Source organism: Mycolicibacterium iranicum (genome assembly GCF_014190915.1).
Lineage (GTDB): Bacteria > Actinomycetota > Actinomycetes > Mycobacteriales > Mycobacteriaceae > Mycobacterium > Mycobacterium iranicum_B.
Genome location: NZ_JACHVU010000013.1, coordinates 133,496 through 149,183 on the forward strand (window position 1 = coordinate 133,496; position 15,688 = coordinate 149,183).

15 protein-coding genes are annotated in these 15,688 nt (G+C 64.6%); 6 read left to right on the forward strand and 9 right to left on the reverse strand.

Annotation, left to right across the window (positions count from 1 at the left end; translation table 11 throughout):
• On the reverse strand, positions 1–315 hold the full coding sequence (locus FHR72_RS22625; RefSeq protein WP_183472454.1) for a hypothetical protein: 315 nt from the start codon (positions 313–315) through the stop codon (positions 1–3).
• A 616-nt stretch (positions 316–931) separates the two neighbouring features.
• Between FHR72_RS22625 and mbp1 the strand changes: the two genes are divergently transcribed.
• Positions 932–1,174 (forward strand): microaggregate-binding protein 1, encoded by a 243-nt coding sequence (mbp1, locus tag FHR72_RS22630; protein WP_183472456.1) that lies wholly within the window; start codon positions 932–934, stop codon positions 1,172–1,174.
• A gap of 108 nt (positions 1,175–1,282) precedes the next feature.
• Here mbp1 and FHR72_RS22635 read toward each other — a convergent pair whose 3' ends face one another.
• Positions 1,283–2,059 (reverse strand): SDR family NAD(P)-dependent oxidoreductase, encoded by a 777-nt coding sequence (locus FHR72_RS22635; RefSeq protein ID WP_183472458.1) that lies wholly within the window; start codon positions 2,057–2,059, stop codon positions 1,283–1,285.
• An 85-nt stretch (positions 2,060–2,144) separates the two neighbouring features.
• Complete coding sequence (gene allB, locus FHR72_RS22640) at positions 2,145–3,512, reverse strand: allantoinase AllB (protein ID WP_183472460.1); 1,368 nt, start codon at positions 3,510–3,512, stop codon at positions 2,145–2,147.
• A gap of 221 nt (positions 3,513–3,733) precedes the next feature.
• Between allB and FHR72_RS22645 the strand changes: the two genes are divergently transcribed.
• Positions 3,734–5,239 (forward strand): NCS1 family nucleobase:cation symporter-1, encoded by a 1,506-nt coding sequence (locus tag FHR72_RS22645; protein WP_183472462.1) that lies wholly within the window; start codon positions 3,734–3,736, stop codon positions 5,237–5,239.
• Positions 5,240–5,250: 11 nt separating this feature from the next.
• Positions 5,251–5,973 (forward strand): aspartate/glutamate racemase family protein, encoded by a 723-nt coding sequence (locus tag FHR72_RS22650; RefSeq protein ID WP_183472465.1) that lies wholly within the window; start codon positions 5,251–5,253, stop codon positions 5,971–5,973.
• A gap of 15 nt (positions 5,974–5,988) precedes the next feature.
• Here FHR72_RS22650 and FHR72_RS22655 read toward each other — a convergent pair whose 3' ends face one another.
• The gene (locus FHR72_RS22655) at positions 5,989–6,804 is read right to left on the reverse strand and encodes a bifunctional allantoicase/(S)-ureidoglycine aminohydrolase (RefSeq protein WP_183472510.1); all 816 of its coding nucleotides are present in this window, start codon (positions 6,802–6,804) and stop codon (positions 5,989–5,991) included.
• A gap of 8 nt (positions 6,805–6,812) precedes the next feature.
• On the reverse strand, positions 6,813–8,102 hold the full coding sequence (locus FHR72_RS22660; RefSeq protein ID WP_183472469.1) for a DUF6986 family protein: 1,290 nt from the start codon (positions 8,100–8,102) through the stop codon (positions 6,813–6,815).
• A 179-nt stretch (positions 8,103–8,281) separates the two neighbouring features.
• Here FHR72_RS22660 and FHR72_RS22665 point away from each other — a divergent pair, with 179 nt between their 5' ends.
• The 3 genes from FHR72_RS22665 (at position 8,282) to FHR72_RS22675 (ending at position 12,130) form a co-directional block, all read left to right on the forward strand.
• Positions 8,282–9,043 (forward strand): IclR family transcriptional regulator, encoded by a 762-nt coding sequence (locus tag FHR72_RS22665; protein ID WP_183472472.1) that lies wholly within the window; start codon positions 8,282–8,284, stop codon positions 9,041–9,043.
• A gap of 125 nt (positions 9,044–9,168) precedes the next feature.
• On the forward strand, positions 9,169–10,476 hold the full coding sequence (locus tag FHR72_RS22670; protein WP_183472475.1) for a spinster family MFS transporter: 1,308 nt from the start codon (positions 9,169–9,171) through the stop codon (positions 10,474–10,476).
• A 625-nt stretch (positions 10,477–11,101) separates the two neighbouring features.
• Complete coding sequence (locus FHR72_RS22675) at positions 11,102–12,130, forward strand: PE-PPE domain-containing protein (protein ID WP_183472479.1); 1,029 nt, start codon at positions 11,102–11,104, stop codon at positions 12,128–12,130.
• A 100-nt stretch (positions 12,131–12,230) separates the two neighbouring features.
• Here the strand turns inward: FHR72_RS22675 and FHR72_RS22680 are convergent, their stop codons facing one another.
• The 4 genes from FHR72_RS22680 to FHR72_RS22695 all read right to left on the reverse strand — a co-directional run bounded on the left by FHR72_RS22680 (position 12,231) and on the right by FHR72_RS22695 (position 15,383).
• Positions 12,231–12,443 (reverse strand): hypothetical protein, encoded by a 213-nt coding sequence (locus FHR72_RS22680; protein WP_183472482.1) that lies wholly within the window; start codon positions 12,441–12,443, stop codon positions 12,231–12,233.
• Between the two features lie 658 nt (positions 12,444–13,101).
• Positions 13,102–13,383 carry a GAF domain-containing protein gene (locus FHR72_RS26670; RefSeq protein ID WP_311736234.1) on the reverse strand — a complete coding sequence of 94 codons (282 nt, stop codon included), beginning with the start codon at positions 13,381–13,383 and terminating at the stop codon, positions 13,102–13,104.
• Positions 13,384–13,701: 318 nt separating this feature from the next.
• Entirely contained in the window at positions 13,702–14,058 is a 357-nt protein-coding gene (locus FHR72_RS22690) for a VOC family protein (protein ID WP_183472485.1), read from the reverse strand.
• 497 nt (positions 14,059–14,555) lie between these two features.
• Complete coding sequence (locus FHR72_RS22695) at positions 14,556–15,383, reverse strand: MerR family transcriptional regulator (protein ID WP_183472488.1); 828 nt, start codon at positions 15,381–15,383, stop codon at positions 14,556–14,558.
• Between the last annotated feature and the right edge of the window lie 305 nt (positions 15,384–15,688).

Sequence of the window (15,688 nt, forward strand, 5' to 3'; positions counted from 1 at the left end):
TCATCGCCCCATGTCCTCGGCGATGGCGTCGAGGCAGCCGTCCATGAAGTCCCGACGGTTGTACTTGTTCTTCTCGCCGATGGGCGTACTGAGCGTGAACTGGCCGTCGCAGTAATCCTCGGGATCAGCGCCACCGAACTTGATCATCGTGCTGGCGGAACCGGCGGCCGAGCGCCCCGCTTCGTAGGACTGTTCGTCGCGCGGACCGAGGATCGGCATGAGCACGACGGCGCACAGAATGATCACCGCGATCACGGCTCCGGTGATCACAACCCACAGCGTCGTCGACCGTTTCGGCTTCCCGGGCTGCGGCATGCCGGGCCCTGGGTAGGGGGACCACGCCGGATGCCCGTACGGGGGAGGCGGCGGTGGACCCGGCGGCCGAGGGGTTCCCGGCCACGGGGGGCCGGCCCCGTGGGTGGGCTGCTGCCAGCCCGGCGGTGCCTGCGGGGGCTGCTGGGGGTGCTGCCGGCCCGCGGGCCGACTCGGGGGTTGCCGCGGGTCCCATGGAGGTGAACTCATCTGTCGCCTTCGGCCGTTCCGGATGGTTCGATCACCTTAGCCCGCGTGAGGGTCAGAAATGTCGACCTCAGGCGGTAGCCGCCACCGCTGTCGGTCGGCAGAAGAAAGGTCGCTACCAAAGTCCGGTGCGGTCGGTTTCAGCGGGGGCCGTGCCGGGCTGAGCAACAACCTGGGGCCCGCCTCTCCATGTGTTTCGCCGATGACCGCAAACTTCGTGCGACGCTACGGACGGGTGCGGCAGCCCGGATTCGCCCTGCCGCACGCGCGAAACAAAATGAGACGCTGCTAACAACTGCGTGCAATTGCTAGCGCTGGTGGGAACAGTTTCAGCAAGGCCCGAGACCGCACATGCAGCACCGCCGAGGGGCCAGGCAAGCAGTTCGCGGTGCGCGCAACGGAAGGATTGACCATGGCAGACAGCAACAGTGGCCCGATCGCAGCCCTGCGTGCCCTCGTCGACGGCAGTGTCGGCGTGGCCAAGCAGGTCATCGGCATCCTGATCGGCAACGACCGTCTCCAGGAGCAAGGCAAGGCCCAGCAGGACAAGGCCGAGGCCGAGAAGGACGTCGCCAAGAAGGAAGCCGAGGCCGAGAAGGCTCGCGCCGAGGCCAAGACTCAGGAGTCGCGCCAGAAGGCGGCACAGAAGTCCTGACGCGGAGTACCACGAAGCGCGCCCCTCATCGAGGGGCGCGCTTTGCGTTGGTAGAGGGGCTCGCGACGACGGGGGCGTCGGCCGCGAGCTACGGGCCGGTGCCCGCGGCTACTTGGGCGGCATCCGAATTCCGCCGTCGACGCGGACGACCTCGGCGTTCATATAGGAGTTGGTGATGAGCTCCACCACCATCGACGCGAGCTCCTCGGGCTTGCCGAGACGCCGCGGGTACAGCACCGATTCGCCGAGCTTGGCCTTGAACGCTTCCGAATCCGGCCCTTCGCCGTAGATCGGCGTGTCGATCAGGCCGGGGGCAACGGTGTTCACCCGGATTCCGACAGCCGCGAGGTCGCGCGCCACCGGCAGGGTCAGCCCGACCACACCACCCTTGGAGGAGGAGTAGGCCGCTTGGCCGATCTGGCCGTCGAACGCCGCCACGCTGGTCATGTTGACGATCGCGCCGCGTTCACCGGAGTCGGTGAGGTCGAGCCTGCTCATCGCGGTCGCGGCGAGCCGAATGCAGTCGAAGGTGCCCACCAGGTTGATGGCGAGGACCTTCTTGTACGCGTCGAGGTTGTGGGCGGACGCGAACTCGCCGTCCTTACCGATTGTCCTTTGCGCCCAACCGATTCCGGCCGAATTGACGAGCGCGCGCAGCGGACCGAGATCGACGGCGGTATTCACCGCGTCCTCGATCTGAGAGGTGTCGGTGACATCGACACTGACGAATGCGCCGCCGATCTCATGGGCGAGTTCCTGACCCCGTTCGGCTTGCAGATCGGCGACGACGACACGAGCACCCTGAGATGCCAGTAGTCGCGCGGTCGCCGCGCCGATTCCCGATGCTCCGCCGGTGACAATCGCGCTGGTTCCGTTGACGTCCACAGCGAGAGTGTAGATCGGGTCCGACCGCCTGCAGCAGAGGCCGACGGGAAACGCGACGTGGAGCCTGAGCGACGAGACCGGCTGGCTACACGCCGCCGCGGCGCAGCATCCGGCCGTGCGGGGTCGTGAAATCGATCTTCTTGCCGCGCAACCAGGTACTCGTCACGACGCCGGCCAGTGCACGCCCATCGTATGGGCTGATGGGGTTCTTGTGGTGCAGCTTGTGCACGTCGACAACCTGCGCGGACTCGGGCTCGAAGATCGCGAAATCGGCGTCGTAGCCCAGCGCGATCTTGCCCTTGGTGTTCAATCCGGCGAGCGCAGCGGGTTTAGCCGCCATCCACTCGAGCACCTGCGTCAGCTCGATACCCCGGCGCTTGGCCTCGGTCCAGATCAACGACAGGCCGAGCTGCAGCGAGGCGACGCCACCCCACGCCACGCCGAAGTCGCCGTTCTCGACGTCCTTCAGGTCGACCGTCGACGGTGAGTGGTCGGACACGATGCAGTCGATCGTGCCGTCGAGCAGGCCCTGCCACAGAAGTTCTCGGTTCGAGGCCTCGCGGATCGGCGGACAGCACTTGAATGCGGTGGCGCCGTTCGGGATCTCCTCGGCGAGCAGTGTCAGATAGTGCGGGCACGTCTCGACGGAAATCCTGACGCCGTCGCGCTTGGCAGTCGCAAGCATCGGCAGTGCGTCCGATGACGACAGGTGCAGGATGTGCGCACGAGCACCGGTCCACCGAGCGCGCTCGATGACCTCGGCGATCGCCACGTTCTCGGCGCCACGCGGCCGTGACGCCAGGAAGCGGCTGTAACGGTCGCCCTCGGCGGTGGGGGCGTGATCGATGGCGCGTGAGTCCTCGGCATGCACGATCATCATGGAGTCGAAGCCGGCCAGCACGGCCATGTCCTTCTCCATCTCATCGGCGTCGAGGTGCGGGAACTCGTCGACGCCGGAGTGCAGGAGGAAGCATTTGAAGCCGAATACGCCATCGTCGTGCAGACCGCGCAGATCACCGGTGTTGCCAGGTACGGCGCCGCCCCAGAAGCCGACGTCGATGTGGGTCTTTCCCTGTGCCGCCGCGCGCTTGACGTTGAGGGCTTCGACGTTGACCGTCGGGGGAATCGAGTTGAGCGGCATGTCGATCAGGGTCGTTACGCCGCCCGCCGCCGCTGCGCGGGTGGCGGAATCGAACCCCTCCCATTCCGTGCGGCCCGGCTCGTTGACGTGCACGTGCGTATCGACCAGGCCGGGGATCATGACCTGATCGTCGGTGAGCTCGACGATCTCGGTGCCGGTGAGGCCGCTTCCCAGCGGCTCGATTGCGACGACGCGTCCGTCGCGGATGCCGATCTCGCGGGCGACGATTCCGGCCGTCGTCAGCGTGCGTTGGCCGCGGACCACCAGGTCGAAATCGGGCTGGTTCGACTGCTCGGGGGGGTTGGCGATCATGGGCCCTACTCCGTTGCTGCGCGGAAATTCCTCATAGTGGAACTAGAAATCCACTCTTTGAAAAAACTGTAGATGTGAGCGCTGGCACAGTCAATCACCGCAAAGTCTTGACAGGCGGTGTGTGGATGCGACTTACTTGACGCCATCGGAAGTTTACTTCCGCACAGTGGAATTTTGCGGCGGCGCTGTGCGTCGGCGCTCCGACCGTGACAGGCGTATCCATGAGCACAGAGTCCACCGGGCTCATCGGCGACTCCGGTCGTAACGATCCAGCACCGTTCACCGGCGTGAGCCCGTCGTTGTACAACCCCGAACTCGCGCCCACGAAGCGCGAAGGTCGGCGGTGGAGTGCCTACAACATCTTCACCCTGTGGGCGAACGACGTCCACAGCCTGGGCAACTATTCGTTCGCCATCGGACTGTTCGCTCTCGGCCTCGGTGGGTGGCAGATCCTGTTGACGCTCGGACTCGGTGGGGTCTTCCTCTTCCTGCTGCTCAACCTCTCGGGGTTCATGGGGGAGAAGACGGGTGTCCCGTTCCCGGTGATGAGCCGCATCGCGTTCGGCACCCGTGGTGCGCAGATCCCCGCTCTCATCCGCGGCGCGATCGCGATCGCCTGGTTCGGTATTCAGACCTACCTGGCCTCAGTGGTGCTTCGCATCATGATCATCGCCCTCGCACCGTCGGCCGAGAGTCTCGACTCCAACAGCTTCCTGGGGTTGTCGACGCTGGGCTGGATCTCGTTCGCCGTGCTGTGGGTGATTCAGGTGATCATCGTCAGCTACGGGATGGAGATGATCCGCAGATACGAGGCGTTCGCCGGTCCGGTCATTCTGTTCACGATGGTCGCGCTCGCGATCTGGATGCTCAGCAATGCCGACTGGAGCATCGCCTGGACGACGCCCGACTCGCTGACCGGCGTCGATATGTGGCTGCAGATCATCGGCGGCGCCAGCCTGTGGGTCGCCATCTACGGCACGTTCGTGCTCAACTTCTGTGACTTCACCCGGAACGCCACGTCGAAGCGTGCCATCGTGACGGGTAACTTCTGGGGCATCCCACTCAACATGCTGGTGTTCGGTGCCATCGTCATCACACTGGCTGGCGCTCAGTTCCGGATCGACGGGCGTGTCATCGAAGCACCCGCCGACATCGTTCAGGAAGTGCCGAACACCCTGCTGTTGGTGCTCGCGGCGCTCGCACTGCTGATCCTGACCGTGGCCGTGAACCTGATGGCGAACTTCGTCGCCCCGATCTATGCGTTGAACAACCTGTTCCCGAAGCAGCTGAACTTCCGCCGCGCAGCATTCATCTCGGCCGTGATCGGACTGGTGATCCTGCCGTGGAACCTGTACAACTCGCCGGCAGTCATCAATTACTTCCTCGGTGGACTCGGTGCCGTTCTCGGACCGCTGTTCGGCATCGTCATGGCCGACTACTGGCTGGTGCGGCGTTCCAGGATCAACGTTCCGGCTCTGTTCACGACCGATGCGAACGGCGAATACCACTACGTCCGGGGCGTCAGCACGCGTGCTGTGATCTCGCTGGTCATCACGGCGGTAGCGGCACTGCTGATGGCCTTCGTGCCGGCATTCAAGATCGTCTCGGAGTTCTCCTGGTTCATCGGCGCAGGACTCGGTGCGATCGTGTACCTCGTGATCGCAGACCGCCGCGGACCGTTCAACGATGTCTCGGGTGAGCCCATCGCCGTGGCGAGCACCCACTAGTAGGGGTTGTCGTGAGAATCCTCGTAGCCAACGTCAACACGACAGCCTCGATGACCGAAGCGATCGCCGAGTCGGCCCGCGGCGTCGCATCGCCGGGAACTGAGATCATCGGCATCACACCGCGTTTCGGCGCGGACTCGTGCGAGGGCAACTTCGAGAGCTATCTCGCGGCCATCGCTGTCATGGACGCGATCACGTCGTACCCCGAACCGTTCGACGCGGTGATCCAGGCCGGATACGGAGAGCACGGCCGCGAAGGTCTCCAGGAGTTGCTCGAGGTCCCGGTGGTCGACATCACCGAAGCGGCGGCGTCGACGGCGATGTATCTCGGGCACAAGTACTCGGTCGTCACCACGCTCGACCGCACGGTCCCGCTGATCGAAGACCGTCTCAAGCTCGCAGGCCTCGACGCTCGGTGCGCGTCCGTACGGGCCTCGGGACTCGGTGTACTGGAACTCGAATCCGATCCCGACCGGGCGGTCGAGGCGATCGTGCGCCAAGCGCGCGAGGCGGTCGACGACGATCACGCCGAAGTGATCTGCCTGGGCTGTGGCGGCATGGCCGAACTCGAAGAGAAGGTGTCGGCTGCGACCGGCGTGCCGATCGTCGACGGAGTCCGCTCGGCGGTCACCATTGCCGAAGGTCTGGTACGGATGGGTCTGTCCACGTCGAAGGTGCGCACCTACGCGACCCCACGCGAGAAGAAGGTCACCGGCTGGCCGTTTCGCTTGTAGGCCAAGCGAATCCCGTTAGAGCATGATCTGGCGGTTGACGTCCTTGTACAGCAGGTAACGAAAGTTCGACGGGCCCCCCGCGTAGCACGCCTGCGGGCAGAAGGCGCGCAGCGCGAGGAAGTCGCCCTCCTGAACCTCCACCCAGTCTCCGTTGAGGTGATAGACGGCCTTGCCTTCGAGCATCAGCAGGCCGTGCTCCATCACGTGCGTCTCGGCGAACGGGATCGTGGCACCGGGCTCGAACGTGACGATGTTGACGTGCATGTCGTACGCGAGGTCCTGCGGGTCGAGCATGCGGGTCGTGCGCCATGTGCCGTTGGTCCCGGGCATGGCTGACGGTTCGATGTCCTGTTCGTTGCCGAACGTGACCGAGGCGGTGTGGCCCTCGACGGCCTCGTAGCGTTTGCGGATCCACACGAACGTGGCGTCGGCGTCGCCGTCGTTGTGGGCCGACCAGTCGGTGCCTGCCGGCAGGTAGGCGAAGCCGCCCGCGGCGAGCACCTGTGACTGGCCCGCTGCGTTCACGGTGAGTGCGCCGGAGGTGACGAACAAGAAGCTCTGCACCTCGGGTTGCGGTTCGGGTCGCTGTGCCCCGCCGCCCGGTTTGACCTCGACGATCGCCTGGAAGTAGGTGGTCGCGCCCCCGGCGACCGGCCGGTTCAGAATCCACGCGCGGGTATCGGTCCACTCCGGGAACACCGAGGTGACGATGTCGGAGAGGACGCCGCGCGGGATGACCGTGTACGCCTCGGTGACGATGGCGCGGTCGGTCAGCAGATCGGTCTGCGGGGGCAGGCCGCCGCGGGGCGTGTAATACGACGCTGCGGACACTGGAGTGGTCACTGGTTGCTCCTGGTTGGGCGGCCGAGCGCGATGTCGCGCACGGTGGATAAGGGGAGATCTAGGGCCGTCTCGATCTCCTCGGCGGTGAGGGCGCCGCACACGCTGCCGCGACGGATCACGCTGGCGAGCGCGCGGGCGGTGGCCGGCTCGTCCATGACGGTCGAGTCGTGACGGTGGACATAGTTGCGCAGCCGCGTGGCGGCGGGCGCGAAGGCGCCGCGATAGAACGCGTAGGTCGCCAGGTACCGGGTCACGAGTTGGGCAGGGTGCATGTCCCAACCCTGATAGATGCCACGCTCCAGGTGCCGCCGAACCAGTCGCGCGTGCAACTTCCAGGCCATGGCGACATTGTCGGGGTCGCCGACAGGCAGGATGTTGGTCGAGCCGTCGGACATGTGCACACCGGTGCCGGCCACGGCGAGTTGCATCACGTTCTTGGCGTGGTCGGCCGCCGGATGCTCCATCGACTGGTAGGCGGCCGCGATACCGAGGGATGCCGAGTAGTCGTAGGTCCCGTAATGCAGTGAGCTGACGCGTCCTTGGCCCGCATGGATGAACTCCGCGACAGGCGCCCGACCATCAGCGCTGAGGATCGCCTGGGGTGTCTCGACCTGAACTTCGAATCGAATGCGATGGGCGGGCAGATCATTCGCACGTTCCAGGGCGCTCGCGACCGCGACCATGGCGTCGACCTGGTCCACCGACGTCACCTTGGGGAGGGTGAGGGTCAGACCGGCGGGGAGGCCACCGGACGCGACCAGTCCACTGATGAACATGTCCAGTGTGCGCAGTCCCCGCGCGCGGGTGCTCGCTTCGAGGCATTTGAAACGGATACCGACGAACGGCGTCGAGGTGCCGGCGTCGAGCGCGACGCGCAGTGCCGCGGTCGCCTGAGCGATATCGCTGTCCTCGGTCGCGTCGTCGACGGTGCCATCCGAGGGGGAGTAGCCGTCCTCGAAGTCGATGCGCAGGTCTTCGACCGGCTCTGTGGTCAGCTTGTGCTCGACGAGAGCTGCGAGAGTTTCTGCTTCGCAGTCGGTTTCGTTGCTCGCACGCACGAGTGAGGCCACAGCGTCGAGCCCGCCGGCGTCGTTCGCCGCGGCGAGAGCGGCAGATCCCCACTGCGCCGGCATCGACGCCGAGTACTGGTCGCCCGGGATGTAGACGGTGTGGATCGGCTGCCGCCGGCCGTCGTCGCCGGGGTAGTGCGCGGCCAGGTGTGCGTCGGCGGCAGAGAGGCGCCGGTCGACGTCGGTCAGCACCGCATCGTCGAGCCGTCGTGTCACAGGTGCCCCTCTTCCGACTGAGAATCGTGTGGAATACAGAATTCCACATTGTGGAGTTTAGCGCGAGGTCCTGGTGGTGCCTCGGGTTTCAGCCACACTCGGTTTGCGCTATTCCGTATTGCGGAATCGATAATGGAGCTGTTGAATGAGGCAAATATTGTGAGCCGGAAGTGGATCGAATGGCGGAGAAATCGAACGGCGTGCAGTCGGTGGAGCGTGCGTTCGAGTTGATGGAGTTGATCGGACGAGCGGGAGGGGAGTGCTCGCTGTCGGCGCTGTCGGCCGAGTCCCCGCTGCCACCGCCGACCATTCACCGCCTCCTGCGGACGCTCGTCGGACTGGGCTATGTGCGCCAATTGCCTAATCGCCGCTACGCGTTGGGACCGAGATTGATTCGCCTCGGCGAAGTCGCGAACCGTCAGTTGGGTGCGGTGGCCGGCCCGGTACTGCAGTCGTTGGTCGACGAGCTGGGGGAGACCGCGAGCCTGGCGGTGCTCGACGGTGACATGGTGATCTGCACCGGGCAGGTCCGGTCTTCGGTGACGACGCGCAGTGACATCGAGGTCGGCAAGCGGGTGGGTCTGCACACGGCGGGTGTGGGCAAAGCGGTGTTGAGCGATCTGGACGACGCGCGCATTCTGAAACTGGTCAAGCAGTCCGGGCTTCCGGCGCCGACGAAGAACAGCGCGTCGACACTGTCTGCGGTGTTCGCGAATGTCGAGCGTGTGCGCGCCGACGGCTACGCGATCGATGACGAGGAGTTCGAGATCGGTCTCCGCTCCGTCGCGATGGCGGTACCCGGTGCCCCGACGCCGATGGCGATCGGTATCTCCGGCCCGTTGGCGCACATGACCAAAGACTTGATCGCCCGCGCAGTTCCCGCGCTGAAACAGGCGACCAACGTCATCTCCGAAGCGCTGATCGGGGCGAAAGAGCGTTAACTCGTCGGCGGCGCTCCTCGCCGAGTGGCGACGGGACACTGCGGGGGCTGGGCCGGTAGGGCACACGGGCGACGCAATGATGATGCACTGTATAGCTGCCCGGCGCTCAACCGCGAAGGAGAACGATGTCGTCGTCACCGCGGGACACCGCCGCGCTCACCCCCCTGGCCACGCACGGGGCGACTCGCGCGTGGGCCGCGGTCGTCGTTCTCGCCGTCGTCGGCACCATGAACTACGTCGACCGTTTCCTGCCGGGTGTGCTGGCCGAGCCGATCAAGCAGGAATTGGCGTTGTCCGACACCGCGATCGGTGTGATCAACGGGTTCGGGTTCCTCATCGTGTATGCGGTGCTGGGCATCGTGATCGCGCGTTTCGCCGATCGCGGGCTGTTCGGCGCAGTCATCGCCGGGTGCCTGACTCTGTGGGGGTCGATGACCATGCTAGGTGGCGCGGTCCAGTCCGGTCTCCAGCTGGCACTGACCCGCGTCGGCGTGGCCGTCGGCGAGGCAGGGAGTACTCCGGCAGCGCACGCCTATGTGGCTCGCAACTTCGTTCCCGAGAAACGCTCGGCGCCTCTGGCGGTCATCACCATGTCGATCCCGCTGGCCAGTGCCGCCAGTCTGCTCGGCGGCGGTCTGCTCGCCGAAAGCATGGGCTGGCGGATGGCTTTCGTCGTGATGGGCGGGGTCAGCATCCTGCTGGCGCCGCTGGTGCTCTGGGTGGTCGGTACCCGCCAGAGGCTGCCCACTCCGCCACCGCAGGAGCGCTCCGCCGCGCCGAACTGGTGGGACCTGTTGCGTAAACCGAGCTTCCTGGCCATGGTGGGGGGCACCGCGTTGGTATCGGCGGCCGGTTACTCGCTGACCACTTTCGCCCCCGCGTTCCTGATGCGCACCCGTGGGATGTCGATCGGCGAGGTCGGTGTCGAGTATGGCCTCGCCACCGGTCTGCTCGGAGTTCTCGGGCTCCTCATCGTCGGACGGATCGCCGACCGCCTGGCCACCCGCGACCCGCGCTGGCTGCTGTGGATCGTGGTCATCCTCATCGCAACCCTGTTGCCGGCCTCCGCGCTGGCGTTCGTCGTGGAGAGCCGCACGTTGTGCGTATGGCTGCTGGCACTGGCCTACGTCATCGGCACCGCGTATCTGGCGCCGTCCATTGCGGCCATCCAGCGTCTGGTGCTCCCGGAGCAGCGCGCGACGGCGTCTGCCATCTTCTTGTTCTTCAACGCCACGTTGGGCGCGGTCGGGCCGTTCCTGACCGGTGCGATCAGTGATTCACTGACCGCGGAGCTCGGTCCGCAGGCGCTGGGCCGTGCACTGCTGATCCTGGTGCCGAGCATGCAGTTGGTCTCGATCGCCTGCTATGCCCTTGCCGCCCACCGCTATCGCCGCGACATCGTGGAGGAGCCGCGGGGGACGCCGTTCGCCTGAGCGACCTGGAGTGGTTGCAGATGTAGTGAAAAGGTTTGTCGCTGAGTCGAACTGCTTCAGTACCTGCAGGCCTTTCGTCGACGTGAGATCAGGTCTGGCACCGGCTCTGACGGAGCCCGTCGCTCGCGCGTGCGCCCGGAGAGTGCCAGCGTGCCGCAAGTTCGACGTCAGGGCGTGGTAGCGGTGGCACCTCAGTGCAGGCCTCGTGCGATTCTGCTCGTTTGGGATAGGATCCGGGCTGGGGCCGTACTGCAGTAACGGGGCTATCTGATAGCAAACTGCGCGACTCCGGTCGGGGGCGACGGGTTTCATCTACTGGGGGGGTCTAACAATGATCGGTCGTACAGAGCTGCCACACAGGTCGACGCATCGGGGTCTGCAGTCAGCCGGCGAATCCAGCAAGCAAGCGAAAAATCGCTGTCGAGAATCGTCGCCGGCTGCGCGGAAGGTTTGGCCAGGCTTCCTACCGCACCGGCGCGACGACCGCTGCAAGCGAACAGCGACAGGTTTGGTGGCGACTGCAGCCGTGGTTGCGCTCCTCGCCGTTCCGACCGCCGGTGCGGCCACTGTGCCCGCGGTGCCGAGTCCGGCGACAGTGCTGACGGTCTTCCCCTGGGAAGGGTCGATGAAAGACGAACTGCAGGGAAGACTGTGCCAAGCGCCGAACAACTGCGTCCGGATCGATCAATTCCTCTGGGATCCAAACGGAGTCGCGACCATCGAAGCAACCATCGATGCCACATCCGGCACGAAGGTCGTATTCTCTTACAGCGAAGGGGCCCGGTCGGTCACGGACTGGTTGGCAAAGCACGCCGACGATCCCGATGCGCCCCCGCCTGCCGAGTTGTCGTTCGTCGTGATCGGTAATCCCACCCGCGCCTACGGTGGCGCGGACAGCGACGTCATGCCACAAACTCAATACCAAATAATCGACATATCGCGTCAGTACGACTTCGCATCCGACTTTCCTGACAACCCCGCCAACCTTCTGACGCTGTTGAACTCCTTGATGGCGTTCACGATCATCCACACTGAGTACGAAGACGTCGACATGTACGACCCCGCCAACATCGTGTGGACGGAGGGCAACACCACGTATGTCTTCGTGCCGACGGAGAACCTTCCCCTGCTTGAGCCCTTGCGCCGGTTGGGGTTCAGGGCCTTGGCGGATGCACTCAACGCGCCACTGAAGGAGATCGTCGAGCGGGGATACGACCGGTCGTACCTGCCCGCGGTCGAGAAGCAAGCAGCGGATGTGGCGGGGCTGTCTGTACCGGTGCCTTCTGACACAGCCGCGCGGGCTGACGGCAACACGGAAGGACTGCACGATGCCGACCCCGACGGAGCAGGTGAATTCAACGCAGACGCGTTAGCATCACATGCTGAAGACGGCGCCCCTGGCGATGATGATCCCGTCGCCGGGGACGGGGCCATCGACGACGGCATCGAGGGCGCGGACGAACCGGTAGTACGTTCCGTGGGTGCAAATGAGCCGGCGGGGGCGCCCGGGGGCGGTGGTCATGCAGAATCGATCGTTGACGAGAACACCACGGACGAGACGACCGACCGTGACGATCCAGAGGCTGAGGACGCCGCCACAGAAGGACAGGACCGGGAGGCCGACGGACCATCCGATGACGGCGACGACGCATAGTCGGGCAGGCGGCTGACCGTTTCTTCGAGATCCAAGTTGCTCGAACAGACTGACGCCCGGTGCAGACGGGTCCCGTTGGGTACAGCGTGAGGTTGACGACCTATGCGGACGACCCGTTCATCGCGACCTCAGCCTGCGCCGCCACATCCTGATCGCCGCCGCCGATCAAAATGGCTTGAACAGGGGTTGCGCGGACGTCAAACGTCACAGCGACGAATTGACCGCGATTGCCGGTGTTCGAGGCCGCCGGCGTCCGTCCGATCCGGCGCCAGTCGCGGTCCAGGCGCGGCGCCATGGGTTCGCCGGTCGACAACGCCGGTGCTTGGGTGGAGGACCGGAGCTAATGCCATCGCCAGATAGTTACAGAACGCGGGGCGGAACTCGGACAGCTCCCAGCGTTCCTAGTCGCACGCAACTAAATCCCGGTCGGACACCTGCTGGGTGGCGTAGCGGCAGGTTCCCGCAGAGAATTGTGTCGACAGCCTCCAACGGTTGTTTTGTCACTGTGACGATTTCCTGGTGACGGGCCCGCCGTCAGCAGGAGGTAGAGCCCATACGTGCCAGGTGCTTCTCGGCGTACTTCAGTGCCGCCGTAATCCCGCTGCGCTCCAAGACGCCGCCGCCGGGCGGGTGGCAGTGTCAGATAGCTCTGGAACGCAGGGCGAGGAGTTGGACGGCCTCCGGGTTCTTCCCGGATTACTCCCAACTAGTTCCGGATCGGACACACGCACAGTGCGAATTTCGGCGTCCGATAACGGTCCTGGGATTTACCGATAAGCCACATTATGTCAGTTCACTCACTGCATATTGCATCGGATGAATCGACACCCTTGCCTTCTTCGTAATCCCCCGATTGGACACAGAAGCTGGCGCTTCCCCGCATCGGACCGCCGGATTGCCTGAGGCCGAACATTCACGCTCTACTGTCGTGCTCCATTGCGATGCAGTGTTCTGTGTGAGCTCGAAAGGCGTCAACTCAACGCGTCGCCATCCTCTTCGACGATCCGCTCGACCTCTCCCGCGAACTGCGCGAGCTGCTCGCGTTCCTCGTCTGTGTAATCGCGCGCTCGGTCGTCGAGCACACAGACAGTTCCGACGACGTTGCCTGCGCCATCGTGCACCGGCACACCGAGGTAGTTGCTCAGACCGAACTCCACCTCATCTTCGTTTCCGGCGAAGGTTGTGTCGTCCCGGGAGTCACGGACGAACAACGGACTGTCGCTGTCGACCACCCGCTCGCAGTAAAGCGGCACCCTCGTTCTTGGTCCAGAGCCTTCTGTCCGGCCGCACCAACCGTGTAGTGCTGCGTGGCCTCCCCGGCGGTCGCCGCGACGACCATCGAATCTGCTTCCGAACGCATCACCAGAACCGACTTGACCCCGAGTCGCGCGGCGATCGTTTCGAGATGGTTGGCCAAGGGCGCGAGCCCCGCGGTGGTGTCCGTTTTGTGGGGTTCAGAATCAGGCATGCCACCACTGTCCCGACGCCCGCAACAGATCGCAACCGTTTAGTTCACCCGAAACGCATGCCGCCGGCAGGCCTCGCCAGCCGCACTCTGCCAGGCGGACACCTTATCCCGACGGCGGTTCATATAGTTGGAGGTCGTTGCCTTCTGAGTCTTTGAAGGACGCGATGCGGCCCCATGAGTGATCACTGATATCGCCGACGAACGACACACCTTCGCCCTTCAGTCGAGAAACCTCATCCTCGATGCCACCGTCTGGTTGAAAGGTGAGCAGCGCGCCACCGCTGCCGTCAGCCCCGGACGATTCGCGCGCGTTCAGGCCGACCATCAATCCGTTGGCGTCCAATTCCGACCACTCGTCTGATTCTTTTTTGACCTCGAGTCCGAGGGTGTCGCCATAGAAGCCCAACGCCCGCTTCATATCCTTCACCGGTAACCACACGGTTGCTACGCCTGATGCCATTCCGCCTCCTTGGTCTAAGTGTTCGAACACTGGTGCGGTACCCCTCGACGTCGTTTCGAGACTTGAAAATTTGTGACGTCTGAATTACCCCTGCGGCCAGTGTCGCTACGTCACTGCTCATCGAGTTCACGCCCCTGACGAAGCGAGGCTTCGTGATCGGTGCTTCAGGGCGGTCTGTGCTTATGACGTTCCATGTCGACACCCGGTTTGTCATCGACTGATCGACGACATCAGGGCTCGGATCGCCAGATGAGCGGTGCTGCCGCTGGCGCCACGGCCCCGGTCTCGACTGGAAGGTTCGGTATGGTCACGTCCACGCCCTTCGCGGGCGAGATAGCCTGCAGATCAGAACAATTCGCGCATAACACGGAGACCGCTTCCGGCGAGCGCTGAGCTAGCCGCGGCGGGCCGGTGTCCGCGTTCGGGTTGGTGTCGGGTCGAATTGATGGTGTGCGTCAGCACTACGCTTCGTGGGATGACCAGGCCCAGGGTTGCCTTCAGTCGGGCGGTGGCGCGGTGCTGAAGATGGGCCAACAGATCTCTGTGGCGGTGAACGTTGTTGGTTCTGACAGTGTGCTGCCGAGATAGTGTTCGCGAATGGGTCCCTGGTGGCTGATCAGATGCTCGTTTGCGTATATTCCCAGAGCCCCATAGCTGCGGTCGATGCCGTCATGACCGCCGGAGTGGGTGAGCACCGCGAAATCGGCCTGAGGTAGGACCTCGGCGCGGATGCCCTCCGGGGGCTCCCCCGATTCCGGCGCCGCGATGAACATCGTGGCGTGGCCGCGTGATTCGAGGAACAGTGCTCGGTCGTAGAGTCCACCCGGCACGACCGCCGAAGGCGCGCCTGCCGCCGTTGCCGCTGCGTCTCGTAATCTCTTCAGCGACGCCGCAAACCAGCTGTCGATCTCGGCTGTCTCGATGGTGGCGCCGATGGTCCATACAGCGAGCGCAGGTTCACGGCGCACCTCCACGTAGGCCGGGGTGTGCACGGGCGAAAGCAATTCGCGCAGCGCGCCGACGGTGTCGCGAGTGTGCTGCAGCTGCACCTCCATCTGTTCGAGATGGGCGGTGATGATGTTGGTGCGGGCGCCGGCGTCGTCCGTGCTGAGCAGCGCCTTGATGTCGGGAATGGACATGCCCAGAGCCCGGAACCTGCGGATGATGTGCGCATGGTCGACCTGGCTGGTGTCGTAAAAACGGTAGCCGGTGTGGGAGTCGACATGGGCGGGTTCGAGAATGCCGATGTCGTGATAGTGCCGTAGCGCCTTCCTGCTCAGGCTGGTCATCACGGCGAAGTCACCGATCGAGACCTGTGTGCCCATGCGCGTCCTCCTTCGCGTTTCCGCTGCCCGCGTTATCGGGTGGTGAAGCCATCGTGCAGTCTCCCCCAAGGGGAAGGTCAATGTTGCGCGTGAGTCCGACACTCCCGCTGGAAGACCTTGCGCCCGGCGCGGCACCGACGAACGAAGAGCTCTATCGGGGACGCGTGAGAGACCGTCTCCTAGCTGCCGGGAACACGGACACTAATTCACGGGCGTGTCAGATGGTTTGTGTATGAGCTGCATGAGCCAGATGGAGCACGATGATGTCCGTGGTTGTTCGGCAGGACAGTCAAGCCGGTGACGGC